At 57.4% G+C, this 24,087-nt stretch carries 25 protein-coding genes; 11 read left to right on the top strand and 14 right to left on the bottom strand.

All coding sequences use genetic code 11. The features are described 5' to 3' along the window. Positions 1-121 precede the first annotated feature (121 nt). Complete coding sequence (locus P4L78_RS21985; RefSeq protein ID WP_283148123.1) at positions 122-433, top strand: helix-turn-helix transcriptional regulator; 312 nt, start codon at positions 122-124, stop codon at positions 431-433. Between the two features lie 97 nt (positions 434-530). On the opposite strand, the gene P4L78_RS21980 is transcribed toward P4L78_RS21985, so the two are convergent. From P4L78_RS21980 to cutA, 3 genes are read right to left on the bottom strand one after another with little or no spacing between them, the layout of a single operon-like run. Then, entirely contained in the window at positions 531-1,034 is a 504-nt protein-coding gene (locus tag P4L78_RS21980) for a TlpA disulfide reductase family protein (RefSeq protein WP_309330754.1), read from the bottom strand. Further along, on the bottom strand, positions 1,031-2,650 hold the full coding sequence (gene dsbD, locus P4L78_RS21975; protein WP_309330752.1) for a protein-disulfide reductase DsbD: 1,620 nt from the start codon (positions 2,648-2,650) through the stop codon (positions 1,031-1,033). Before dsbD ends, P4L78_RS21980 begins: the two co-directional genes overlap by 4 nt. A gap of 1 nt (position 2,651) precedes the next feature. After that, entirely contained in the window at positions 2,652-2,975 is a 324-nt protein-coding gene (gene cutA / locus P4L78_RS21970) for a divalent-cation tolerance protein CutA (RefSeq protein WP_283148126.1), read from the bottom strand. 26 nt (positions 2,976-3,001) lie between these two features. On the opposite strand from cutA, the gene P4L78_RS21965 reads away from it, so the two are divergent. Continuing rightward, a complete protein-coding gene (locus P4L78_RS21965; protein WP_283148127.1) occupies positions 3,002-3,415 on the top strand; it encodes an FxsA family protein in 414 nt (137 codons plus the stop codon). A gap of 14 nt (positions 3,416-3,429) precedes the next feature. Here P4L78_RS21965 and P4L78_RS21960 read toward each other — a convergent pair whose 3' ends face one another. From P4L78_RS21960 to P4L78_RS21940, 5 genes are all read right to left on the bottom strand, one after another. Further along, positions 3,430-3,717, bottom strand: a complete 288-nt coding sequence (locus P4L78_RS21960) for a DUF167 family protein (RefSeq protein WP_309330750.1) — start codon at positions 3,715-3,717, stop codon at positions 3,430-3,432. Then, complete coding sequence (locus P4L78_RS21955; protein ID WP_283148129.1) at positions 3,714-4,301, bottom strand: YggT family protein; 588 nt, start codon at positions 4,299-4,301, stop codon at positions 3,714-3,716. Before P4L78_RS21955 ends, P4L78_RS21960 begins: the two co-directional genes overlap by 4 nt. A gap of 14 nt (positions 4,302-4,315) precedes the next feature. Continuing rightward, on the bottom strand, positions 4,316-5,134 hold the full coding sequence (gene proC / locus P4L78_RS21950) for a pyrroline-5-carboxylate reductase (RefSeq protein WP_309330748.1): 819 nt from the start codon (positions 5,132-5,134) through the stop codon (positions 4,316-4,318). Between the two features lie 84 nt (positions 5,135-5,218). Next, the gene (locus tag P4L78_RS21945) at positions 5,219-5,923 is read right to left on the bottom strand and encodes a YggS family pyridoxal phosphate-dependent enzyme (protein WP_309330746.1); all 705 of its coding nucleotides are present in this window, start codon (positions 5,921-5,923) and stop codon (positions 5,219-5,221) included. Between the two features lie 134 nt (positions 5,924-6,057). After that, positions 6,058-6,258 (bottom strand): hypothetical protein, encoded by a 201-nt coding sequence (locus P4L78_RS21940; protein WP_283148132.1) that lies wholly within the window; start codon positions 6,256-6,258, stop codon positions 6,058-6,060. A 370-nt stretch (positions 6,259-6,628) separates the two neighbouring features. Between P4L78_RS21940 and P4L78_RS21935 the strand changes: the two genes are divergently transcribed. The 3 genes from P4L78_RS21935 to P4L78_RS21925 all read left to right on the top strand — a co-directional run bounded on the left by P4L78_RS21935 (position 6,629) and on the right by P4L78_RS21925 (position 11,196). After that, entirely contained in the window at positions 6,629-7,672 is a 1,044-nt protein-coding gene (locus P4L78_RS21935) for a type IV pilus twitching motility protein PilT (protein ID WP_283148133.1), read from the top strand. 210 nt (positions 7,673-7,882) lie between these two features. Beyond that, on the top strand, positions 7,883-9,019 hold the full coding sequence (locus tag P4L78_RS21930) for a PilT/PilU family type 4a pilus ATPase (protein WP_283148134.1): 1,137 nt from the start codon (positions 7,883-7,885) through the stop codon (positions 9,017-9,019). A 41-nt stretch (positions 9,020-9,060) separates the two neighbouring features. Further along, positions 9,061-11,196 (top strand): hypothetical protein, encoded by a 2,136-nt coding sequence (locus P4L78_RS21925; RefSeq protein ID WP_309330743.1) that lies wholly within the window; start codon positions 9,061-9,063, stop codon positions 11,194-11,196. A gap of 39 nt (positions 11,197-11,235) precedes the next feature. Here the strand turns inward: P4L78_RS21925 and P4L78_RS21920 are convergent, their stop codons facing one another. Further along, positions 11,236-12,162: a LysR substrate-binding domain-containing protein gene (locus tag P4L78_RS21920; RefSeq protein WP_283148136.1), complete on the bottom strand. Its 927-nt coding sequence runs from the start codon at positions 12,160-12,162 to the stop codon at positions 11,236-11,238. 149 nt (positions 12,163-12,311) lie between these two features. Between P4L78_RS21920 and P4L78_RS21915 the strand changes: the two genes are divergently transcribed. After that, entirely contained in the window at positions 12,312-12,923 is a 612-nt protein-coding gene (locus P4L78_RS21915) for an FMN-dependent NADH-azoreductase (protein WP_283148137.1), read from the top strand. A gap of 70 nt (positions 12,924-12,993) precedes the next feature. Continuing rightward, a complete protein-coding gene (locus tag P4L78_RS21910) occupies positions 12,994-13,593 on the top strand; it encodes a hypothetical protein (protein WP_283148138.1) in 600 nt (199 codons plus the stop codon). A gap of 25 nt (positions 13,594-13,618) precedes the next feature. Here the strand turns inward: P4L78_RS21910 and P4L78_RS21905 are convergent, their stop codons facing one another. Both P4L78_RS21905 and fba read right to left on the bottom strand, forming a co-directional pair. Further along, the gene (locus tag P4L78_RS21905) at positions 13,619-14,215 is read right to left on the bottom strand and encodes a phosphatase PAP2 family protein (RefSeq protein ID WP_309330740.1); all 597 of its coding nucleotides are present in this window, start codon (positions 14,213-14,215) and stop codon (positions 13,619-13,621) included. 289 nt (positions 14,216-14,504) lie between these two features. Beyond that, positions 14,505-15,506 (bottom strand): class II fructose-bisphosphate aldolase, encoded by a 1,002-nt coding sequence (gene fba / locus P4L78_RS21900; RefSeq protein ID WP_283148140.1) that lies wholly within the window; start codon positions 15,504-15,506, stop codon positions 14,505-14,507. On the opposite strand from fba, the gene P4L78_RS21895 reads away from it, so the two are divergent. After that, positions 15,505-16,407 carry a nucleotidyltransferase family protein gene (locus P4L78_RS21895; protein ID WP_309330738.1) on the top strand — a complete coding sequence of 301 codons (903 nt, stop codon included), beginning with the start codon at positions 15,505-15,507 and terminating at the stop codon, positions 16,405-16,407. The two genes, fba and P4L78_RS21895, sit on opposite strands and share 2 nt — an antisense overlap. A gap of 309 nt (positions 16,408-16,716) precedes the next feature. Here the strand turns inward: P4L78_RS21895 and P4L78_RS21890 are convergent, their stop codons facing one another. Continuing rightward, positions 16,717-17,892: a phosphoglycerate kinase gene (locus P4L78_RS21890; protein WP_309330736.1), complete on the bottom strand. Its 1,176-nt coding sequence runs from the start codon at positions 17,890-17,892 to the stop codon at positions 16,717-16,719. 268 nt (positions 17,893-18,160) lie between these two features. Here P4L78_RS21890 and P4L78_RS21885 point away from each other — a divergent pair, with 268 nt between their 5' ends. Continuing rightward, positions 18,161-19,375, top strand: a complete 1,215-nt coding sequence (locus P4L78_RS21885) for an MFS transporter (RefSeq protein ID WP_283148144.1) — start codon at positions 18,161-18,163, stop codon at positions 19,373-19,375. A gap of 221 nt (positions 19,376-19,596) precedes the next feature. On the opposite strand, the gene P4L78_RS21880 is transcribed toward P4L78_RS21885, so the two are convergent. Further along, the gene (locus P4L78_RS21880; RefSeq protein ID WP_309330733.1) at positions 19,597-20,736 is read right to left on the bottom strand and encodes a D-alanyl-D-alanine carboxypeptidase family protein; all 1,140 of its coding nucleotides are present in this window, start codon (positions 20,734-20,736) and stop codon (positions 19,597-19,599) included. 195 nt (positions 20,737-20,931) lie between these two features. Continuing rightward, positions 20,932-21,792 (bottom strand): PhzF family phenazine biosynthesis protein, encoded by an 861-nt coding sequence (locus tag P4L78_RS21875; RefSeq protein WP_309330731.1) that lies wholly within the window; start codon positions 21,790-21,792, stop codon positions 20,932-20,934. Between the two features lie 376 nt (positions 21,793-22,168). Here P4L78_RS21875 and pcnB point away from each other — a divergent pair, with 376 nt between their 5' ends. After that, a complete protein-coding gene (gene pcnB, locus P4L78_RS21870) occupies positions 22,169-23,533 on the top strand; it encodes a polynucleotide adenylyltransferase PcnB (RefSeq protein WP_283151447.1) in 1,365 nt (454 codons plus the stop codon). Continuing rightward, positions 23,530-24,018 carry a 2-amino-4-hydroxy-6-hydroxymethyldihydropteridine diphosphokinase gene (folK, locus tag P4L78_RS21865; RefSeq protein ID WP_309330729.1) on the top strand — a complete coding sequence of 163 codons (489 nt, stop codon included), beginning with the start codon at positions 23,530-23,532 and terminating at the stop codon, positions 24,016-24,018. The genes pcnB and folK overlap by 4 nt, the downstream gene beginning before the upstream one ends. Positions 24,019-24,087: the final 69 nt, after the last annotated feature.

The following is a 24,087-nucleotide window of genomic DNA, read 5'->3' as shown; positions in this document are numbered from 1 at the left end:
AAAGGTGGTTAGATATTCTATCCTATTGGAATTACTTTGCTGCGTAAGTATTCCGGCACTGCGTAATCGTATCAACCCGCAATTTCATACTGGCGGCTGTGCTGCCAAAGAACCGAGGACAATGGATAACCCTAACACCTTGATGACCGACGAGCATATCGATCAGGCTTCCCGCGCCATGAAGGCGATGTCACATCCGTTGCGGTTGAAAATTCTCTGTGTGCTGGGCGAAGGCGAAGTCAGCGTGCAGGAAATCGTCGATCAGGTTGGCACCACGCAATCGAATATTTCCCAGCATCTGGCGCTGATGCGTGAAAAAGGCGTTTTGCGCACGCGTAAAGACGCCAATCGCGTGTTCTATCGCGTTGGTGATATCCGGACGCTGGAAGTGATTGCCATGCTGCGGGACGTGTTTTGCGGATTTTCTGGCTGAGATATGCCAAATGCACACCAGTGACTGAATGAAGCAAATGAAGCCGCGCTTGCAATGCAAGGCGGCTTCATATTGGGGCTTGATACTATTTCATCTGTTAATTCTTTTTGCTGCCCAGCAGACCATCCAGGGTCTTTTTCATCGCGTCCGGCTTTACCCGTCCCAAGTCTTTGACTGTGATTTTTCCTTGCGGATCAATCACGACGGTGAACGGCAGCGCGCCCTGCACATTGCCCAGTTTTGACATTAACTCCAGTGCGTCGCCGTCACCCAGCAAGGTTGGATAAGTGACCTGATACTGCTTGGTGAATTGCGTCACCGGGGCGATCTCGTCAATTGCCACGCCAACAAACTGCACCTTGTTGCCATAGGCTTTGTGCAGCTTCACCAGATCTGGCGTTTCTTCCCGGCAAGGCCCGCACCACGGCGCCCAGAAGTTGATCACCATCGGTTTGCCACTCCACTGCGAGAGCTTTTGCGGCTTGCCCTGCAGGTCTTTCAGCGACGTATCCAGCGCTGAGTCGGCCCAGGCTGCGCTGGCCAGCAGCGACAGGGAAAGTGCAACGGCGCCGAGTACGCGCCCGGTTCTCAGGATTGTCATTGTGGATTGTTTCCTTGAGCGAGTTCTCGCAACAGGGCAGCAAAATCGGTCGCTTTGGGTTCGCCCACTTCACGATGCCGTTGCAACTGGCCTTGCTGGTTATAGAACAGCATGGCCGGCGGTCCGTACAGGCCGAATTGTTTCAGCAACGCGGCATCATCGGCGGTGTTTTTGGTGACATCAGCACGTAGCAGCACAAACTTGCCCAACTCGGCTTTGACTGCCGGGTCTGGCAACACGTTACGTTCAAACTCGATACAAGAGACGCACCAGTCGGCGTAGAAATCCAGCATGACCGGTTTGCCATGCGCTGCGGCAACCGCTGCATCCAGTTCAGCAATCGAACTCACATTCTGGAAGTCGCCATTGGCGGATTTGAGCCAAAGCGGATGGCTGATCCAGACTGCAGTGGCCAACAGAATGACGCCAAAGACGCGCTTCACGTTGCGCATCGCGTTACCCGACAGCCGCGGCAAAACGGTGGCACCAAATGCGCCGATGAGCAGCAATGGCACGCCAGTGCCCAGTCCCAACGCATACAGCGCACCGCCACCCAGACCGATATCGCCCGTTTTGGCCATATACGCCAACGCGCCAAACAGCGGCGGGGCCATGCAGGCGCCGACCAGCAGTGCGGACAAAATACCCATCACAAACACAGGACCGAGCTTGCCGCCGGGCATGCGGTTGGCAAAATTGTTCACTTTGCTCTGAAAGCCGCCGGGCATTTGCAGGTTAAACAAGCCGAACATCGACAGCGCCATCACCACAAAAAACAGGGTCAGGACGATCACAGTGACGGATGACTGCAATTGCACGGTAAGCAGCGTGCCCGTGCTCGCCGCAGCGATACCAACCACCGTATAGGTCAGCGCCAGACCTTGCACGTAAACAAAGGTCAGCCCGAATGCTTTCCAGCGCCCTTGCGACTGGCCGATCACAATGCCAGAGACAATCGGCAGCAGCGGATACATACAGGCGGTCAGCGATAACCCGATTCCGGCCAGGAAGAACAGCCCGACCGTGGCGGCCAGGCTAGCGCGAAAAAAACCGCCAGGTCCTCCGTCATCCGCTGCCCCCGAATTGGCTGCAAGGGCAGTGCTGCCAGTGGCCGCGCCAAACAATTGGTTTAACTGATTTGGCTGGCCGGGTTTGTCCATGTGCGAGGCATTGTCCGCGGCCGTAGTCAGCTTGACGGTTTGTGGCGGGTAACACACGCCTACTTCGGCACAGCCTTGCATGCGCACCGTCAGTTGCGGACTGGCGGGCCAGGGTTTGTCGCTAACCAGTCGCACATCCAGATTGTGCGGATAAATTTCCACCTTGCCGAAATTGGGGTCGTTCTTTTGTTTGCCTTGCGGGAAAGCGGGCGTGAACGCCTGATCCGGCTGGCTGGTGATTTTGATGCGGTCACGGTACAGGTAGTAACCCTCAGCCACGGCAAAGTGGACATTCAGGGTATTGGCATCCACGCTTTCCACCGAAGCGCGAAAAGCCTGGGTGGGGGGCAGCAAATCTTTTTCGTCTACCGCATGTGCAGGGCAGGCCAAGGCAATCAGGCCGAGCGCCGCCAGCATGACGGTTGAGACAAATCGGGCAAACAGCGAACGCCGCACGTTACTTCTCCAGTGTTTCGGTGACCAGCCACGCCATATACAGCGGGTGGACGGCTTGGGCCGGCAAGGCAATGATTTCCGGCACGTCATAAGGGTGGTGCTCCGCCAGCCACGATTGCAGCGCGGGATAGCGGTCGCTGGTGGTTTTTATCAATAAAGGAACTTCTGCGGTTGTTTCGATTCTTTCTTCCCAGCGGTAGACTGACTGGATTTGCGGCAGCAGGTTCACACAAGCTGCCAGGCGCGCAGTAATAATCCCGTCGGCCAGCATTTCTGCAACGCGCTGATCGGGGCAATTACAAAGCACCACTACCGCTTTATTCATCGATTGTTTTCCATCCGGATCGCTACATGCCTTATTTTCTACTCGCGCTACTGGCCTGGCCAGTGCTCGAAATCGTCGTCATGATCATGGCCGCCAAAGCCTTTGGCGTTGGCTTGCTGATTGCATGGCTGGTGATTGCCGCCATTGTCGGCGGGCTGATGTTACGCCATCACAAACTCGCTGTTGCGATGTCGTTGTTCTCCGACATGCGTCAGGGACGAATTACCACCGGGTCGTTGTTCTGGGTGGCGCGTTATTATATTTCCGCGATCTTGCTGCTGCTACCGGGGTTGATTGGTGACGTCGTGGCGTTGGTACTGCTGTTGCCATGGGGCGGAAAAACACCTACGGCTGGTGCGCCGCAGGACGAAGGCATCATTGAAGGGGATTTTCGCCGCATTGAGCCACGTTCGGACCCAAACCGGCAGATTGATCGTTAATCGCCGCACCAGCTTTAGCCAGGTGTTAGCAAAGACGCGGGGTCGATTGGACTGTTTTCAACGATCACCGTCTTGCGCCGGCTGGCCGCCCCCGCTTTCAGGCTGACCTGGCGTAGCGGCACAGCGAAGGTTTGCGCAATAAACGCCAGCAAGGCCGCGTTGGCCTTGCCGTCCACCGGTGGGGCGGCCAGGCGGATTTTCAGCGCATCGCCATACAATCCAGCGATTTCCGTCTGTTTTGCGCCCGGCTGGATATGCAGATGCAGCACCAGCCGGGTTTCTTGCATTTCAAACCAGCTCACGCTGCGATACGCACATTCTGCAAGATGATCGGTTCCAGCCCGGCGACCACCACATTCAGCAGCAATTGAATGATCAAAATGAGGATCAGCGGGGTGATGTCGATCCCGCCAATGGTGGGAATCATGCGCCGCAAAGGTCGCAGGAACGGCCCGGTAATGCCTTCCAGAATCGGCATCAGCGGGTTATAGGGCGAAATCCACGACATCAGCGCTTGCCCGATGGTTGCGGCGAACAACAGATACAGCGACATCTTCACCAATTCCAGCACGGCTGCCAGCAGCAGGGCGACGATGGACAGCGGCGAGCCAAAAATGAATGGCCACGGCGTGATCGCCAGTAGCAGCAGGTGCATCAGGAACGCGCAAATCCACGCCAGCAGCACGCTGGCCATATCCAGATTGCGCCAGGATGGGATTACCCGTCGCACTGGCAGCACGATCCAGTTGGTCGTAGCCAGCACAAACTGCCCGATCGGATGCTTGAACGAGACTCGCCCTGCTTGTAGATAAAACCGGGTCAACAACAACAGTATGAAAAACTCCGCAATATTGCGGACCAGAAACTCGAGCGTGCTCGATAGCATGGCAACGCCTCCGTTCAGAGTTCGGAATCCCGACCGAGTTCATCACCCAGCTCACGCGAACGCGCGGCTGCCGCTTGGGTGGCGGCGATAATCGTCGCGCGCACCTGGCTGTTTTCCATCGCGTTGATGGCTCGTTCGGTCGTGCCACCCTTGGAGGTGACTTTGACGCGCAAGGTAGCGACGTCATCTTCGCTTTGCGCTGCCAGCTTCATGGCTCCGGCGACTGTCTCATAAGCCAGCTCGCGTGCTACTTCGGGGGCGAAGCCTTGTGCTCGGGCGGCTGCCTGCAAAGACTCGATGAAATAAAACACATAAGCTGGACCACTGCCGGAAATGGCGGTAATGCCATCCATTTCGCTTTCTTCTTTCAGCCACACCACTTTGCCTATCGAAGTCAGGATGGTTTCGGTAGCCGCGCGATCTTCACTTGAGACGCCTGCGGTGGCGTACACACCAGAAATTCCCGCCTGCACCAGCGCTGGGGTATTAGGCATGACGCGAACAATGCGGCTGTAACCGCCTAGCCAGCGTGAAATGGTTTCGGCACGCACGCCAGCGGCAATGGAAACGACCAGTGCGTTCCCGAGCCGCGGTAACGCAGCCTGAGCAACCTGGCGCAATTGCTGCGGTTTGACGGCAAAGATCACCACATCGCTGACGGGGAGATCATCTTCCGGGGCGGAGGCAGTCACCTTGTATTGGGTGACCAGTTGTTCGCGCTTGATCAGTTCCGGATCAACCACGTGCAACTGATCTGCCGGGAAGCCCTGCCTGACCAGGCCGCCGATCATGGCTCCAGCCATGTTGCCGCCACCGATAAAGGTAATCTTCATGTGTCTTGGTATCCCATTGACTGAGCTTTGAATTGTTGGTGTGGTCACCGGCGTCGGGCGCCATGGTGGTCCAGTCGCCTGCGATTATGCCGTCATTTTGTTCGGGCGGGCGCCAAATAATGCGGTGCCGATTCGTACCAGCGTTGCCCCGTGCGCCACTGCGACTTCCAGGTCGGATGACATGCCCATGGACAAGGTATCCAGCGCATAGCCTTGTTCGTTAAGTTGATCCTGCAACTGGCGTAGCTGCTCGAACTGGGCCGTCAGCGCTGCCTCATCGCGGGTCGGCTCGGGGATGCACATCAAACCACGCAAGTTCAGATTGGGTAGCGCCACCACCTGCCGGGCCAGTTCCAGCGTTTCTTCGGGGGCCACGCCCGATTTGCTCGCCTCTCCCGAGACATTGACCTGGATACAGACATTCAGTCGCGGCAGTTGGTTCGGCCGCTGTTGTGATAGCCGTTCGGCAATAATCAGCCGGTCGATGGCGTGCACCCAGTGCGCACTGGCCGCAACGCTGCGGGTTTTGTTGCGCTGTAATGGGCCGATGAAATGCCATTCCAGATCAGCCAAGTCAGCCAGCGCCGCGACTTTGTCGGTGAATTCCTGAACGTAATTTTCGCCAAACGCGCGCTGACCCACCGCATAAAAACTGCGGATATCTTCGGCTGGAAAGGTTTTGCTCACAGCAAGCAAGCCCACAGTCGCCGGATCGCGGCTGGCAAGTTGCGCGGCGGCATCGATGCGCGCCCGGATGTGAGCCAGAGTGAGGGTGAAGTGATCGGTCATGAGCCAGCCAGATAAAAATGCAAACGCAAGGGCAGCGCGCACAGCGCGACTGCGGCGGCAAAGACGAACACGTCTTGACCGTAACACGGCATTATAAGTTTATTTACTGGCGTGAGTTTGCAGCGGCGTGCGCTTTAGCGGGGACGGACGGATGCGTCTGGCTCTGGCGTGGAGTCAGTGCGGTCGGCGCGGATCACGGCAAACACCACGGCGGACACAAACAGCGCGCCGGTGAGTAGCGCAGCAATGATCCAGCCTTGTTGAATGGCCGTAATACCAAGAAAGCCGAGGATCGCGACGATGAAGTCCAGCAATCCGGCGATGAAGTTATCCATAAGTAAGCACTCTAGTTCACGACGGCCATCCCGCAATCAATCTGCGATTCTGGCTGACTAAAGGCGCGTGCCTGGTGGTGGCACTTTGTCCGCTCGATTGCCTTGTAGCCCGCAATGAGGCATACGAGGGCTCCGTCCGTAAGCGCACGTTTGCGCCCTGTCGGACAACACTTTGAACTGTCATCAAGTGCAAGTAGATAGTTGTCTTTTGGACACGTAACGCACACGCGCTGGTTACGTGGTATTTGACCGCAGTTAGAATCCCTGACGATATGCAATAGTTGCAACGCATACTGCGCTCATTTGCACTTGTCATGAAACAAAGCCGGTGCGCCACAGCGCCGGGAAATTACCGGAGCCCCGCGCCCTCATGGAAATATCAGAACTGCTCGCGTTCGCCGTTAAAAACAAAGCGTCGGACTTGCACCTCTCCAGTGGCTTGCCTCCCATGATCCGCGTCCACGGTGACGTGCGCCGCATCAACTTGCCGCCGCTGGAACACAAAGACGTGCATGACATGGTGTACGACATCATGAACGACGGGCAGCGCAAGATTTACGAAGACACACTGGAATGTGACTTCTCGTTCGAGATTCCCAATCTGGCGCGTTTCCGGGTCAATGCTTTTGTGCAAAACCGCGGTGCGGGTGCGGTGTTCCGGACCATTCCGTCCAAAGTGCTGACGCTGGAAGAACTGAACACCCCCAAGATTTTCCGCGATATTTCCGAAAACCCGCGTGGCCTGGTGTTGGTAACCGGCCCAACCGGCTCGGGTAAGTCCACCACGCTGGCGGCGATGGTGAACTACATCAACGAGAACGAATATGGTCACATCCTGACCATTGAAGATCCGATTGAATTTGTGCACCAGTCCAAGAAATGCCTGATCAACCAGCGTGAAGTCGGCCCGCATACGCTGAGCTTCTCCAACGCGCTGCGTTCAGCGCTGCGGGAAGATCCGGACGTGGTGCTGGTGGGCGAAATGCGTGACCTGGAAACCATCCGCCTGGCGCTGACCGCGGCGGAAACCGGTCACCTGGTGTTTGGCACATTGCACACCAGTTCTGCAGCCAAAACGATTGACCGGGTGGTCGATGTTTTCCCGGCAGCAGAAAAAGAAATGGTGCGGGCGATGTTGTCTGAATCGCTGCGCGCGGTGATCTCGCAAACACTGCTGAAAACCAAAGACGGCCAGTCCCGGGTGGCTGCGCACGAAATCATGATCGGTATTCCGGCGATTCGTAACTTGATCCGTGAAAACAAGATTGCGCAGATGTATTCGTCGATTCAGACCGGTCAGCAATTTGGTATGCAAACGCTGGATCAATCGCTGCAGAACCTGGTTCAGCGCAATATCTGTTCGGTGGCAGAGGCGCGCACCAAGGCGGCTATTCCGGATAACTTCAAGGGTTGATCGGGAGATTTGCGTCCGATTAGATGGCAGGTCCTCGCGTTTGTCTGTTTTTCACAACCAAAGCGGCCTGCCAGCGAAATAGTCGTAGCTAAATCGAATATCCGGCAGCTATTAATCAAGCTATAGATACACTCAGGCAGATATCAGGAGCCTGGCGACTTATCGGGCGTCAGGTAAACCAGCATCAGCCGCACAGAAGATCAGATACCCATGGAAAAAGAACAAGCAGCCAAGTTCATGCAGGATCTCTTGCGCCATATGCGGGCCAAGGGTGCATCGGACTTGTTTATTACGGTTGATTTTCCACCGGCAATGAAGGTCGATGGCCGGGTTACGCCGGTGTCCAATCAGGTTCTTTCTTCGCAGCACACCAAAGAACTGGCGCGCGCGATCATGAATGACCGGCAGGCAGAAGAATTCGAAGCCACGCATGAATGTAATTTTGCGATCAGCCCGGGCACGCTCGGGCGTTATCGGGTTAATGCATTTATGCAGCAAGGTCGCGTTGGTATGGTCTTGCGGACCATCAATTCGCATATCCCCAAGCTGGATGAACTCGGCCTGCCCATGGTCTTGCACGATATCGCCATGGCCAAGCGCGGTCTGGTGATCTTTGTTGGCGGTACTGGTTCAGGTAAATCGACCTCGCTGGCCGCGATGATTGGTGAGCGTAACGAGAAAGCCTACGATCACATCATTACCATCGAAGACCCGATTGAATACGTGCACGAGCATAAAAATTGTATCGTCACGCAACGCGAAGTAGGGGTTGATACAGACTCTTGGGGCTCGGCGCTGAAGAATACTTTGCGTCAGGCGCCTGACGTGATTCTGATCGGGGAAATCCGTGATCGTGAAACCATGGATTACGCCATTGCTTTTGCCGAAACCGGTCACTTGTGTATGGCTACTTTGCATGCCAACTCCTCCAATCAGGCATTGGACCGGATTATCAACTTCTTCCCGGAAGAACGCCGTTCGCAATTGCTGATGGATTTGTCGCTGAATCTGAAGGCATTTGTATCGCAACGTCTTGTTCCGCACCGCTCCGGCCAGGGACGCGTAGCTGCAGTTGAGGTTATGCTTAATTCACCGCTGATTTCTGAACTGATCTTCAAGGGCGAAGTGCACGAGATCAAGGAAATCATGAAGAAGTCGCGCGAATTGGGGATGCAGACCTTTGACCAGTCTTTGTTTGATCTTTATGAAGCGGGCCTGATTACCTACGAAGATGCATTACGTAATGCCGATTCGGTCAACGATTTGCGACTTAGCATCAAGTTGCAAGGTGCAGAAGCCAAACATAAAGATGTGCTTTCCGGAATCGACCATCTGGATATCGTATAAAATATGCCACTTGTTTACCGAAAGCGACCACTGATCCCCGGATGAAGAAACGCCCAGCTCACACTTTGCACCTTACTTCGCTGATCGCTGCGGGGATGGCCTTGGGCGCGGCGCCCGCATATTCCGCTGCGCTGGGGGCGATCCAGGTCAGATCGGCGCTGGGAGAAAAACTGGACGCGGTCATTCAGGTGGTGACCGCGCCCGGTGAAGAGTTGAGCAGCAGTTGTTTTCGGCTTGGCTCGGCGCAAAGTGAAGATGGCAACACAGTGGTGCGCGGTGCGCGGTTGACCTTTGAGGCCGTGAGTGACGGCGTGGGGCGCTTGCGCATCCAGACGGCTGATACCGTCATGGAACCCGTCATCAAGTTGCCGGTGCAGGTCAAATGCCCGGCCGATGATGCCCGAGATTTTCAGCGCGAATACACCCTGCTGCTGGACCCGCGTGAATACAAAAGCCCGGTGCAGACCGCTGCTGACACGACCAGCGTACCCAAAGCATCTATGGCCTTGCCGGGGACCACGCGCCGTAAAACACCGCAGGCGGGATCGGAGTGGACCGTGCGTTCCGGTGACACCGTTGAATCGATTGCCAGCAGTTACTACCCCAAAGATGGCGCGGGTCGCCGTCAATTCATCGACCAGATGTATGCGCTGAACCCGGATTTGCCATTAGGTTATCGGGTGCCGCTGGCAGAAAATACGCAGGTTGCTTTACCCAAACCTCGCGCTGCACATGTGGCGGCGTCGTCGGCAGAGGCCAAGCCTGCTAAAACCGCCAAACTGAACAACGCCAGTGATCGTGCGGTGTTGCGACTGGATGATTCACCGCCAGATATGGCGCAGCCCTCATCCGCCCCATCGCTAGGTGTCGCGCAGGTGGCCTCACAAGTCGCTGCTGAAGATCAGCAACTGGCACAGTTGAAGATCCAGATTGCCCAGTTGCAGCAAGAGTTGGCCGATGTGCGTCAACAAGCGCAAAACCAGGCGCTGGCGCAAGCCAAAGCGCGGGTGCGAACTGCTCCGGCGCCATTAACACCGCAGGTCGCGGTTGCTCCGGCAGCGCAAACCGGTGGCACAGGTTGGGGCTGGTTGCTGTTCCCGCTGGTCCTGTTGCTCGTGCTTATTCCGGGTGTTTACACGTGGCGGCGCTGGAAAAAGCGCCAAGCTGAGGCGCAGGCGGCTGAAGATCAGTTTCCCTTCCAGTTCGCTACCCTGGAAAGGCCGACCGAGCACTCGGTAACCACGCCATTGCGTGCTGCGTCGCCGGCACCGGCCAGAGGCCCGGTGGATGCGCCCAAAGACCTCGCGCACAACATTGCGCAGATCGCCAACGATTGGCAGAACTCCACCATGGACGTGGTGCAGCCGGGCAATGTTTCGGAAGAAGCCCAACTGTTGCTCGACCACGGTTTACTGCAGCAGGCAATCAACCTGCTGACCCAGGAAATTGAACAGCACCCTGGCATTCCGGCTTTGTGGATGAAGCTTTTCTCCATCTATAGCCAGCACCACATGAAGTCTGAGTTCAAGGATCGTGCGCTCGAATTCAAGCACAGCATCCAGGACGAAGCGCTGTGGCGCCAAGTGCAGGTGATGGGATGCGACATCGATCCGGAAAACCCCTTGTATCAGGCCAGCGCAGAGCAGGCAGGGCGCACGCCGGATTACCGCAAAGAGTCCGCACTCAAGCAAACGGTCGGTGGCGATTTACCTGACCACGAGCCAGAGGCCAAGGCTGATCCAGATATGCTGTTTGCTTCAGCCATGCGTGAGCAAGCTGGGCTGGGCAGTGCCGAATGGTCTTTGGCCGAGCATAACGAGGCTTTGCCCGGTAACCCGCTGGCGGGCCATACGCCATTTGATCCTCGTTCGGTCGAGGTCGAGGAAATCAAGAACACTCCAGTGTTTGCCAACGATCTGGAGTTTGATCTGGATGCCTTGCCACCGCTGGAAAGCAAAACCGCTAGCAGCCCGGCGGCCCCCGCTCCGGCAGCGATAGCCGCCGCAGATTTCCGCTCGGAAGACCCGGCTATGCAGCAAATTGCTGCCATGCTGCAACAGGGGCAGCAGTCCGAGGCCACTCGCGCATTGGAAAAAATGCTCTACGCCGGTGATGGTGACCAACGCCAGTTGGCATTGCACTGGCTGGAAAAGCTGCAGAGCACTTTCGACAAGTAATTGGCCAGCCAGTTAGCTTGGGTCTGAACGGGGCGTTGATTACAACGTGCCGTTCATGACTTCGGTACACCGTTCGGCCAGCAACTCCTCCCCCAGAAAGTCCAGAAAATGGCGCACCGCAGGTACCAGCCCGCGGCGTGAAGGGAATACCGCGTGCGCGTACCCGGTGGCAGAGGTCCAGTCTGGCAGCACTGGCACCAGCGTGCCCGCAGTCAGCTCTGGTCGGCACAAATACTCCGGCAGGATGACCGCGCCGACGCCACCGACGGCTGCGTATTTCAGCGTCACCATGTCATCGGCCACATAACGCGGATAGTGCGTTACCTGCTGCTTTACGCCGCCTGGGCCCACCAGTGACCACGTCGCCCGGCCATCGGTGGCGGACATGGCTAGCGTGTCCAGCCAACCCAGTTCATCCGGATGAGAAGGTTGTCCTTGCCGTGCCAACTGCGCCGGGCTCGCGAGCAGCACTGCGTTGGTGGTGCCAAATTGCTTGATCACCAATGAAGCGGAGTCTTGCAGAGTAGGACGCACGCGCAGGGCCACATCAATGCCTTCTTCCAGCAAATCGATCACCCGGTTGGTTACGATCATGTTCAGTTTGACCTGCGGGTAACGCATCATGAATTGCGGGATGATCTCGCCCACCACGGTTTGGGCCAGCGTCACCGGGCAGGCCACTTTGATAGTGCCACGCGGCGCGGATTGAACATGTTCGACCACTTCTGTCGCCGCGCGAGCTTCGTCCCGAATGGCCACGCAGTGGCGAAAGTACAATTCGCCGATTTCCGTCACCGCGAGCTTGCGCGTGGTGCGCTGTAACAGACGCACGCCCAGATGCGCTTCCAGTTCTGCTACCCGCCGCGACAGGCGTGATTTCGGGATGCCCAAAGCGCGGCTGGCGCTGGAGAACCCGCCTGCTTCAACGACTTCGGCAAAGAACAGCATGTCGTTCAGATCTTGCATGGCGTTTGTCCGGTTCAATTGTCCTGCAAACAGGACAATCTATCGCATTTTTGCCGACTTATCACTCACTAAGTCCGCCGGTAGAGTAGCGGTCATGTTGAAAGACCAACCGGCCTTACCCGGTTACTTCAAAGACCAAGGAGAAACACATGAAGCTGCTGCATATTGATTCGAGCGTTCTGGCCGACAACTCGGTATCCCGCAAACTGACCGCACGCATTGCCAAGGAATGGCAAGCTGCCCGTCCAGGCACTCAAGTGCAATATCTGGATCTGGCAACTGCAGAGCCGGCTCACTTGTCCGGCGAAGCACTGGGCGCCCGTTTTGTGCCTGCTGAATCGCATACAGAACTACAAAAACGCGAAACCGCCTACACTGAAGATCTGCTGCAACAGTTCCTGGGTGCAGATGTGATCGTGGTTGGCGCACCGATGTACAACTTCTCGATTCCTAGCCAGCTGAAGGCCTGGATCGACCGCATCGCTGTAGCGGGCCGCACCTTCAAGTACGGCGAAAACGGCCCGGTTGGCCTGGCTGGCGGCAAGACTGTGGTGGTGGTTTCCACTCGCGGTGGTGTGTATTCGACCTCCGAAGCCATGCGCGCTCTGGACCATCAAGAAAGCTACCTGACCACCGTGTTTGGTTTCCTCGGTATTACCGATGTGCGTTTTGTGCGTGCTGAAGGTACTTCGATGGGCGATGCGAAGAAAGCCGAAGCAGTGGCTGGCGCAGAAGCCGAAATCGCGGCACTTACCGCCTGATTTGCGGCACACTGAGGTTCAAACGCCCGGCCTGCTGGCTGGGCGTTTTTCATTTTAAAGAGGCCTGGCCATGAAAGCGCCATCCGGTTGTTCCACGCAAGCCACACCTGCCATGCTGCATTTTAGCGAGCGGGCACCGGCGACGGTGCTTGTACCAACCGATGCGCAAACGGCGCTGGTCTATATGTTCGAGAACTCTTCCGCTTGCCTGGCTATCAGTGGCTTGCCTGCAGGTACCGAACATTTGCTGCCCGGCGAATGGCTGTGCCTACCGGTCGTTCCGGGCACAGTGCTCAACTTGGCGGCGGGTGGTGAGCTTAAACAGCACGGGTTCTTGCACTTTACCCATCGGGCGGTAGCGCGCCGGACACACCAATGCAAGTGTGAGATTCCGGTGAATATCGGCCCGGGTTGGCGTTTGCGCAGCCTGGGCGCACCAGACGGTCCGCAGATGCTGGATGTGTTTATGGAAACCGGCAGTGTAATCACTTTGCCCGACGCCGACGCCCAGGTACCTGCGATGGGCGCGGCAGAAATTCATGTGCTCAGCGGCGAGCTTATGTACGGTGGTCATTTATTGTGTGCCGGACAACAAGCCGTGCTGCCTGCGGGAGTGGCACAGATACTGGCCACCAATCGCAGTCAGTATCTGCTGCTACAAAATATCTGATGGCGTTGCGATAGCCGGATCTAGCTCAGGCGCGCACCCAGCCGCGGCGGATCAGCGGTGCAAACAGCGTTCGGTACAACCGCGTTAGCCAATGCAACACGGGTTGTACCACCCAGCCGCCATAACGCGTGCTCAGCCACGCACTGAACAGGGCGACCACCGCCGCGCCGATCATGTCGAAGGGGTAATGCACCCCGACATAGACTCGTGCCCAAGCAATCAGCAATCCGGTCAGTGACAGAGCAATCCCGGTGCGGTGCCAAGGCTTATGCCAATACAGTGTGAAAGCTGCGGCCCACCACGCGGTCATGTGGTTGCTGGGAAACGAAGAACTGCTGGAATGCGCGACCAGGTTGTGGCCCAGGCCAATGGCAAATGGCCGTGGATGCTGCCAGCCCAGCGCAATCAGCCAGTTGATCAGCAGGCCAATAAACATCGCCGCCACGGCCTGCAACAGTATCTCGCGGGTGGCATTGTCGCCGCGTAGCCAGCCAGCAGCTAATCCCAGTGGTACCAGCAAGACCAGATATTCCGCGCAAAAGATACCCAGCAACAACATACCGTGGCTGGGATTGGCTGGCGCATTGATCAGCAAAAACAGAGCGTTGTTGAGTTGTTCCATGACTAAAGACCACAAGGCATGCACTACCGATGTGAGTGGATCGATAGCGGGTGTGAGGCGAAGAAGAAGGGCACAAGCCATTCTGCGAGCCGCGCATCATGCCGCAAAAAGTGGAATGCCTCAGTCAGAGAAGTCGCAGAATCAGCTGGCCTGTGAATTAATTACCCCGCGCGCCTGGGTGGGGCGGCAGAGGGTTTGGTATCGGATAAAAAAGACCCGCAATTGCGGGTCTTTTGATCTGGCTATCTGGCGGACCGCATTTAACAACACAGCCTGCCGGAGCGGGGGCTTAACGAATACCAGGCGCCATGCCTGCGGCGCCAAACTCCTGGTAACGTGCTTCGCATACCGCCCGCATTGCCGCGATGGCGGGCTTGAGATAAGCCCGTGGGTCAAAATCCGCAGGGTTGGTGGCAAAGTGTTTACGAATCGCCCCGGTCATCGCCAGACGAAGATCGGTGTCGATATTGATCTTGCGCACACCGAATTTGATGGCGCGCTGGATTTCTGCCACCGGCACGCCCCAGGTCGGTTTGAGCGTACCGCCAAATTCGCGCAGTTCAGCCAGCAATTCCTGCGGCACGCTGGACGAGCCATGCATGACCAGGTGAGTGTGCGGAATGGCGGCGTGGATTGCCTTGATGCGATCAATGGCCAGCACATCACCAGTGGGCGGGCGGGTGAATTTGTAGGCCCCGTGGCTGGTGCCGATGGCGATGGCCAGCGCGTCAACGCCGGTGGCCTCAACAAACGCCTTGGCTTGAGCCGGGTCGGTCAGCATTTCGTCATGCGAGAGTTGGCGATTGGCACCGACGCCATCTTCTTCCTCGCCCATGCCGGTTTCCAGGCTGCCAAGACAACCTAGTTCACCCTCTACCGATACGCCTTTCTGATGCGCCAGATGCACCACTTCGCGCGTCACCGTCGTGTTGTAGTGGTAGTCGGATGGCGTTTTGCCGTCATCCAGCAACGATCCATCCATCATCACGCTGGAGAACCCCAGCTTTACCGCGCTCATGCACACCGCCAGGCTGGTGCCGTGGTCCTGGTGCATCACCACCGGCAATGCTGGATATGTGCCCACGGCAGCTTCGATCAGATGCTTGATGAATAACTCACCGGCATACTTGCGAGCGCCGGAACTGGCTTGCAGAATCACCGGGCTTTGCGTGGCGTTGGCTGCCTGCAAAATGGCGTGAATCTGCTCCAGATTGTTTACGTTGAAAGCGGGCACGCCATAATTGTGTTCTGCAGCGTGATCCAGCACTTTGCGAAGCGATACGAGCGGCATGACGACTCTCCAGCAGATTGTTGCGTTGCATCACAATCTAGTCTGTCGCAGCGATAAAGCCCAATCGGGATATTCGGCATTCGGGAAAGCCCTGAAACCAATGGTCAGCCAGAATCAAAATTTTGAAAGCCAGTATCGCCAATTGCGCGCTATCGTGCAGGCCGATGCTGAGCTGATGAAAATGTTGCAAAGTGTGCGGGAGTGCGGGCTGGCGTCGTGGTGCATCGCTGCGGGCGCAATCCGTAGCCGCGTCTGGAACACCTTGCACGGCCAGACCATCCAGCCGTCGCAGGCGGATGTCGATGTGTGCTTTTTTGAGCCGGACGCAGCAGAGCAACTGGAACAGCAGATACGACAGTCGTTAGGCGGACGCATGCCGGGCGTGAACTGGGAGGTGGTGAATCAGGCGCACGCGCATCGCTGGAATGGTTTGCCTGCGTGTGCGTCGCTGAGTGCGGCACTGGCTAGCTGGCCGGAAACAGCGGCCGCAGTTGGGGTCTGGCTGGATGCGGCGGGTCAGTTGCAGATTATTGCGCCGCTGGGGCTGGAAGATTTGTTTGCGTTGCGAGTGCGGCGTAACCCGGAATTTGCCGATGCCCTGGCGTATCGGCGACGGGTTAGCGAGAAAAACTGGCTGCAGCAATGGCCACGCCTGACTCAGGTCGATTTACGCAAGTCAGGCGGCAATGCGTTAGGTTTATTGCGCTTTGGGGATGTTCCAGCAACCGGCTTTCTGCATCTCGTTACTGATTGCTTGCAGGCGGCTCTTGCGGCCAGAACTGATGGTGCCGGTGGCCGGATCAATCGGATTCTTTTGCAACTGATTGCGCTCGTTGCCCAAAGCCATGCACTTCTGTTTGAGCGCGGCAGTGGCGCTGGCATCGTGGGCGGCAGGCGCTGAACCGATCACGGATTGGGGCAAGGTCAGATTGAGCGGCTTGGCGGCGTCCTCGGCCCAGGCGGACATCACGCTAACGCACACCGTGGCACAAGCAAGAAGGCGGACAAGCTGCATAAAAAACTCCCTGTAGATCGATCTGGTCAAATATGAACGGTTGGTTCTGGCATAGCGCCAGCAGGCGCCCTGATTGGGCATCTATGACAAGAGTTTAGCTGCTTCTCGCCAGATCAGAGACATGCGCACGTAAAAAAGCCGGGCTAACCCGGCTTTTTTGCAATTGATTGGCAGATCTGGCAAGGATCGGCGCAATTAACCGTTGTAACGTGTTTCCAGAATCTCGACGGCTGGCAGGACTTTGCCTTCCAGGAACTCCAGGAATGCGCCGCCGCCGGTGGAAATGTAGCTCACCTTGTCGGTGATGCCGTATTTCGCTACAGCGGCCAGGGTATCACCGCCACCGGCGATGGAGAACGCGGACGAGTCAGCAATCGCACGGGCGATGGTTTCGGTGCCTTTGCCAAACTGGTCGAACTCAAACACGCCGACCGGACCGTTCCAGACGATGGTGCCCGCGTTTTTGAGGATGGCGGCCAGTTGTGCTGCGGAATCCGGGCCGATATCAAAAATCATGTCGTCGGCTTGCACGTCGGCCAGTTGACGCGTGATCGCTGGTTCATTGGCATCAAACTTCTTGCCGATGACCACATCGGTCGGCAGCGGCACATCGCCACCGCGCGCGCGCAGTTTGTTGATCACAGTGGTAGCGTTGCTAACCAGATCAGCCTCCGCCAGCGATTTACCAATCTGTTTGCCTTCAGCCAGCAAGAAGGTGTTGGCGATGCCGCCGCCGACAACCAGTTGGTCCACCTTGTCCGCCAGCGATTCCAGAATGGTCAGCTTGGTGGAAACCTTGGAACCCGCCACGATGGCCACCAGTGGGCGGGCCGGGTGGGCCAGCGCTTTGCCCAGTGCGTCCAGTTCACCCGCCATCAGGATACCGGCGCAAGCAGCAGGAGCGAACTTGGCCACGGCGTGAGTGGAGGCTTCGGCGCGGTGCGCAGTACCGAATGCATCGTTCACGAATACATCACACAGCGCGGCGTATTTCTTGCCCAGGTCGTCGCTGTTTTTCTTTTCGCCGACGTTGCAGCGCACGTTCTGCAACAGCACCAGTTCGCCCGCTTTGACTTGATAGCCTTCCCACTGATCCAGCACTTTCACTTCACGGCCCAGCAACTCGCCCATGCGTGCAGCTACACCGGCCAGGCTGTCTTCAGGTTTGAACTCGCCTTCGGTCGGGCGGCCCAGGTGGCTCATCACAATCACGCCAGCGCCAGCCTTCAGGGCGGCTTCAATGGTGGGCAGAGATGCACGGATACGGGTGTCATCACCGATTACGCCGTCTTTGACCGGGACATTCAGGTCGGCACGAATCAGCACTTTCTTGCCGGACAGGTCCAGCTCGGTCATTTTGCGATACGCCATGATGCGATTCCTCGAAGGTTGCAGTTGGTAGGTCAGATGGGCATTGAAAACCTGGCTTTGCCCGGCTTGCCGAGGCACGCGGTATTGGTGTTCGGGCCGGGTAGAATCAGGTTTTCGCAGAATGCGCAGGTTGTTTGTTTCCGGTTTGCTGCCTTAACGTTGGCACACGGGCAGGCAAATCTGTGATTTTTTTAATTCTGCTTTATTGAACGGGTGTTTTCGTCCTTTCGCGTAAGCAAGCAGTTTAACACATCACCATTTCCCCCTAATGACCCAAGCCGCGTCGCTATTTCGTAATCGTAATTTTTTACTGGTCTGGTGCTCGAGCATTCTGGGCAACCTGGCGCTGGCCGTCGCCACGCTGTCCGAAACCTGGTTTGTGGTGAAAACCCTCGGCGCCAAGGAACAACTGGGGCTGGTGATGATCGCCGGTTCTGTTCCTCGCATTGTGCTGATGGCCTTTGGCGGGGTGCTGGCCGATCGCATGAAGCGCAGCCGCATCATCCAGATATCGCTCTCCACCCGCGTGCTGCTGATGCTGGCGCTGGTGGGGCTGCTGTTTATGAATGGCCTCAATATCTGGACCATGACCGGCTTCGCGTTTTTGTATGGCGCGCTGGACGCCTTCTTCTGGCCCGCCCGTGACGCGCTGTTGCCCAGCATCGTGCCCGACGCCGACTTGCCCCGTGCCAACTCGATCATGCTGACCACCAACCAGATCGGCCTGGTGTTCGGTCCGGTGCTGGGCGGTGCCCTGCTGGCGCTGCTGAACTACGAATGGGTGTTCACATTCACGGCGATCATGCTGGCGGCCGGGACTGCCTGTATCGCCCAGATCAAAGAACCGCCGCTGGTGCGGCACACCGAGCGCAGGCATGTCCTGCATGAGCTGAAAGAAGGCATCCAGTACTCGCTGTCATCGCCGGTACTGCGTTCGTTGATGATCATCTACGCCATTGCCAACTTGCTGTTTATGGGACCGTTGGGGCTGGGCGTGCCAATTGTGGTGACCGATATCTTGCATGGCAATGCGGCGGTGCTGTCGTTCCTGCAAAGTGCATTTGCTGCCGGCATGGTCACTGGTGGCTTCCTGCTGACGATCTTCCCTCCCCGTAAAAAACGGCTGTTGATGATTGCCTTGGTGATCGCGGTCGAAGGCGTGTTGATCGGCTCGCTGCCGCATGTCTCCTGGTTGCCGTTGGCGCTCTGCATCCAGTTCTGCACCGGCATGGGCGTGGTCAGCAACAATGTGCCGATGATGTCGTTGATCCAGCAATATGCTGATCGCAGCAAGATCGGCCGGGTGATGAGCCTGAACACCATGGCGTCGATGGGACTGTCGCCGCTGTCTTATGCGATGGTGACTGGCTTGCTGTCTTTGCAGATTGGCGTGGGCTGGATCATGCCGGTGTTTGGCCTGACCATGAGCGTGCTGATGCTGGTGATGGTCTGGCAAATCAAAACAGTGCGGACCGTGGATTGAACTGGGGGAGTTGAGAGGTCCGCATTGTGCTGCCTGCATAATCCCCATTTGCTGACCTGAACCTTCCCCATACGTCGTTTCGTAGCCCGGATGAAGGCCGATTCTCGGCATAAACTCCGCGGGAATCCGGCGTGGCAATGCATCAATTCGCCCCAGACCGTGAGTTTGACCAACAAAAAAGCCACCCGAAGGTGGCTTTTTTGTTGGAGGTCAGTTCTAGCTTAGCGCTTGAACCACAGCTTGATCGTGTCGATCAGGCGAGTAAAGAAACCGCCTTCTTCAACATTTTCCAGCGCCACCAGCGGGTATTCGGCAACTTGCTTGCCCTGGCTCAGCACTTTCACCGTACCCAGTTGCTGTCCTTGCTTGATCGGGGCGATCAGCGGCGATTGCAGGTTTACCTGAGTGGTCAGTTTGCTGCCTTCACCCTTGGGGACAGACACAAACTGGTCGGCCAGGAAGCCGAGATTGATTTTGTCGGTCGCGCCTTTGTAAACCTGCGAACTGGCCACAGTCTGGCGGGCGGTGAACACTTTCGGCGTATCAAAGAACTGCACGCCCCAGTTCAACAGCTTGGCCGATTCGTTGGCGCGCACTTCGTCGCCGGTTGTACCGACCACGACCGAGATCAGGCGGCGGCCGTCACGATGTGTGCTGGCTACCAGATTGAAACCGGCCGAGTTGGTATGGCCGGTTTTCATGCCGTCCACGTTCGGGTCGCGATACAACAACAGATTGCGGTTCGGCTGGCGAATCTTGTTGTACGTGAATTCTTTCATCGAATAGATCGGATAGAACTCGGGGTAATCGCGGATGATCGCGGCAGCAATCTTGGCCAGATCGCCCACGGTCATGTAGTGATTCGGGTCAGGCAGGCCGGTCGAATTCATGAAGTGCGTGCCAGTCATGCCCAGACGCTGCGCCTCATGGTTCATCAACTGGGCGAACACATCTTCGCTACCGGCAATGGCTTCAGCCAGGGTCACGCATGCGTCGTTACCCGACTGCACGATCATGCCCTTGATCAACTGGTCAACCGTGGCCGGCTGTTTCGGGTCCAGAAACATCCGCGAGCCTTCGGTTTTCCAGCCGCGCTGGGAAACTGTCAGTTGCTGGTCCAGTTTGATCTTGCCTTCCTTGACTGCTTTGAACACCACGTAGGCGGTCATCAGCTTGGTCAACGATGCAGGTTCAACCCGCATGTCCGGATCACGCGCGGCCAGTTGGGTGCCACTCTGGAAATCGGTCAGGTAATAAGCTTTGGCAGCAATTTCCGGAACCGGCGGGGTAAATGCCTGAGCCGTGGCGGCAAACAGAACAGAGCAGGCAATCAGGGTACGGGTAAAGCGAGAGGAGATCATGGCGGGCATTTCGATAGCTGAAAACTACGGGTGGCGAAGGGTAACACCGGGGTTACGGCGCTGGCTCGGTATTATGTCCGCGTTTCGACCGCTTGGGGGCTTTGCGGTTCACCTTGCCGACAAAAAGAGGGTGATCGGCGCGCAGAGAAGGTACGGGGCCAGCGTAAACGCCAACTACGCCAGCCCGGATCGTTCTCAAGCCAGTGCTCTGGCGCTGCGCTCAGGCCACAAAAACTCGCCGCGACCCACTTCGGCCACGCGGCCACCCACCTGAATTTGCTTGTCTTCGTCGATCTGCAGCGTCAGATGAGCCAACCGGTTGATGCCGTGACCCTGGATCATGGTGGTTTCAAAGGGCAAGGCCACGTTTTCTGCCAGAAACCAGCCGCCCAGATTGGCGCAAGCCGAGCCGGTGCCAAAATCTTCGCCGATGCTGCCGCCTTGAATCCAGAAAAAGCGCGCGACGATTGCTTCACCATCGTGCGCCCAGACTAGCGCGGAGGTGCGTCCCAACGCATTGGTGGCAACTTGCTTGAACAAATCCAGGGGCGGATTGCAGCCATGAACGCTGGCGGCATCCTTGAGGGGAATAACCAATTGCTCCGCGCCGGTATCCACGAAGCGTGCAGTGCCGGCGATGGCGGCGGTTTCCAGTCCGAGTGCGGCGGCGAGCAAGGGCGCCGGTACAGCGTCGCGATAGGTAGGCGCGTTGGCGTTAAGCCGCATGCGCAGGCCGTCAGCGCTCACCGGGATAATCCCCGCGTTCATCGCCAGCGTTACCTCGGTCTTGCCCGTCGTCTGTGCTAACACCCAGCCGGTACCCAAGGTAGGGTGACCGGCAAACGGCAACTCATATCCGGGCGTAAAGATACGCACACGGGCATCGGCCTGGTCTGACGGGAATACAAAGGTGGTTTCGGAGAGATTGAGCTGTTGCGCCAGCAATTGCATATCAGCGTCTTCCAGCCCGCGTGCATCTTCAAACACGGCCAGCGGGTTGCCTGACCAGGCAGTTTCGGCGAAAACGTTAACGATGCGGTAGGTATATCCAGCCATTACAGAGTCTCCACGTAGCGCGATTTTTGCGAATTTGAAAACCAGCATGCCGCAAAAACCGTGCGCCAGGCTAGCAACAGTCTGTCTGGCAGCGCGGGATCACAGTTCAATTGCCAGAGCGCTCGGCTGTTGCACTGCGCAAAAGTGCCCGATTTGTTCGCGACTCTTGCCGCAGTAGGGCTTTGCTGACTGTATAATAAGCGCCTTTGTTTTTAGGGCCGCTAACAAAACTGCTTTGGCTGGAGCGAACAACGCGTTTCTCTGCGCCGGAATGGTTTGGTTAGCGGCTTTTATGGCCTGCAACGGGCCGCTCGCTGGAATGAAAAATGGTGGCTTTAAGGCTAACCTGCATATGCCAGCTTCTTTTGGTCAAATGATGATTCGCAAACTGATCGGCAAGGTGCTACGGCGCCCGGGCAAACGTGTTTTGCACGCCAAACATTATGGAGTTCGTCGCGAGGATATTCACTCCGGCGCACTCAAGGTCTGTGATCGCCTGCAAGACGCTGGCTATGAAGCCTATGTGGTCGGCGGCGCGGTACGCGACCTGATGCTGGGCAAATCGCCCAAAGACTTTGACGTGGCTACCAGTGCCACGCCGGAGCAAGTTCGCCACGTGTTCAATCGCTCCCGCATTATCGGGCGGCGTTTTCGCATCGTGCATGTGCCGTTTTATGAACGCGGCGGCGAAGAAATTATCGAAGTCACCACCTTTCGCGGCGCGGGCGAAGCACCGACTGACGAAGCGGGCCGCATCCTGCGCGACAACGTTTACGGCTCACTGGAAGACGATGCACTGCGCCGCGACTTCACCGTTAATGCGCTGTATTACGACCCGAATCGCGAAGAAATCCTCGATTTCCATCATGGCGTGGATGACCTCGAAGCCAAACGTCTGGTGATGATTGGCGATCCTGGCATTCGTTACCGCGAAGACCCGGTGCGTATGCTGCGGGCGATCCGCCTGTCGGCCAAGCTGGGACTGGAAATTGCACCACCGACCAGGAAGCCGATTGCCGAATGTGCCGGCTTGCTGCAGAACATTCCGTCGGCACGTTTGTTCGATGAAATGATGAAGCTGCTGTTGTCTGGACGCGCCTGGGATTGCCTGATGGCGCTCAAGGCCGACGGCCTGCACCGCTATCTGTTCCCGGTGCTGGATCAGCTGCTGCAAAAGCCGGAAACCCTGCAGTTCTTGCAAAAGGCTTTGGCCAACACCGATCAACGCCTGGCCGAAGACAAGCCCGTTTCGGCTGGTTTCCTGTTTGCCGCGTTGCTGTGGCATGAAGTCGAAGCCAACTGGCAAAAGCGTCAGGCGGCCGGTGAATACCCGGTGCCGGCGCTGGTGGCGGCCATGAACGAAGTGGAAGCCACTGTCGAAAAACGGCTGGCGATTCCTAACCGTTACGGCGCAGCCATGAAAGAAATCTGGTTGCTGCAACCGCGCTTTGAACAACGCGTCGGTAGCCGTCCGTTCCGCTTGCTGGAGCAACAGCGTTTTCGTGCCGCGTATGACTTCCTGGCGTTGCGCGGCGAGTGTGGCCTGATCGACAAAGAACTGGTCGAGTGGTGGACCCAGTTCCAGTACTGCGATGAAGAAACCCGTTCCGCCATGATCGCGCGCGTAACCGGCCCGCAAAAAGGCCCGGATCGCAAACGGCGTCGGCGCAAACCGACCGGTAAAGGCGGTGCCAAGCCGGAAGGCTCCAAATCCGGCGGTGACAGCGGTAACGCAGCATGAGTCAGACGCACCGCGCCTTTGTCGCTTTGGGCGCCAATATGGATGATCCGGCAGCCCAGTTGCAGGCTGCCGTCAAACAGCTGGACGAGCTAGCCGGAACCCGGCTCGTGACATGCTCGCGCTTTTACGCGTCGGCTCCGGTGGGTTATGCCGACCAGCCGGATTTTGTAAACGCCGTGGCCGAGTTGCAGACAGAGCTAGCGCCTGCCGCCTTGCTGCAGGCGCTGCTGGATATCGAAGCCGCGCAAGGCCGCGAGCGCACTTTTCGCAATGCCCCGCGCACGCTTGATCTGGACGTCCTGTTGTATGACGACCTCAGCCTGCAGCAAGAACACCTGACCATTCCGCACCCGCGCATGCATGAGCGCGCGTTTGTGCTGGTGCCTCTGACCGAGATCGCACCAGACGTCATCATTCCCGGACTTGGCCCTGCAACAGCCTTCCTGGGGAAAGTCGCCAGCCAGCAATTGCATCCCTTGGGCTAAACTGGCATTGCGCGCTGCACCATGATCTGGCGCAGCGCCTACCTTCTGTAATTCGCAACAGACCGTACT

The sequence above is a fragment of the Silvimonas sp. genome (assembly GCF_031291215.1).
GTDB classification, from domain to species: domain Bacteria; phylum Pseudomonadota; class Gammaproteobacteria; order Burkholderiales; family Chitinibacteraceae; genus Silvimonas; species Silvimonas soli.
The sequence above is the reverse complement of the archived record's forward strand: the minus strand, read 5'-3'. Positions and strand labels throughout refer to the sequence as shown.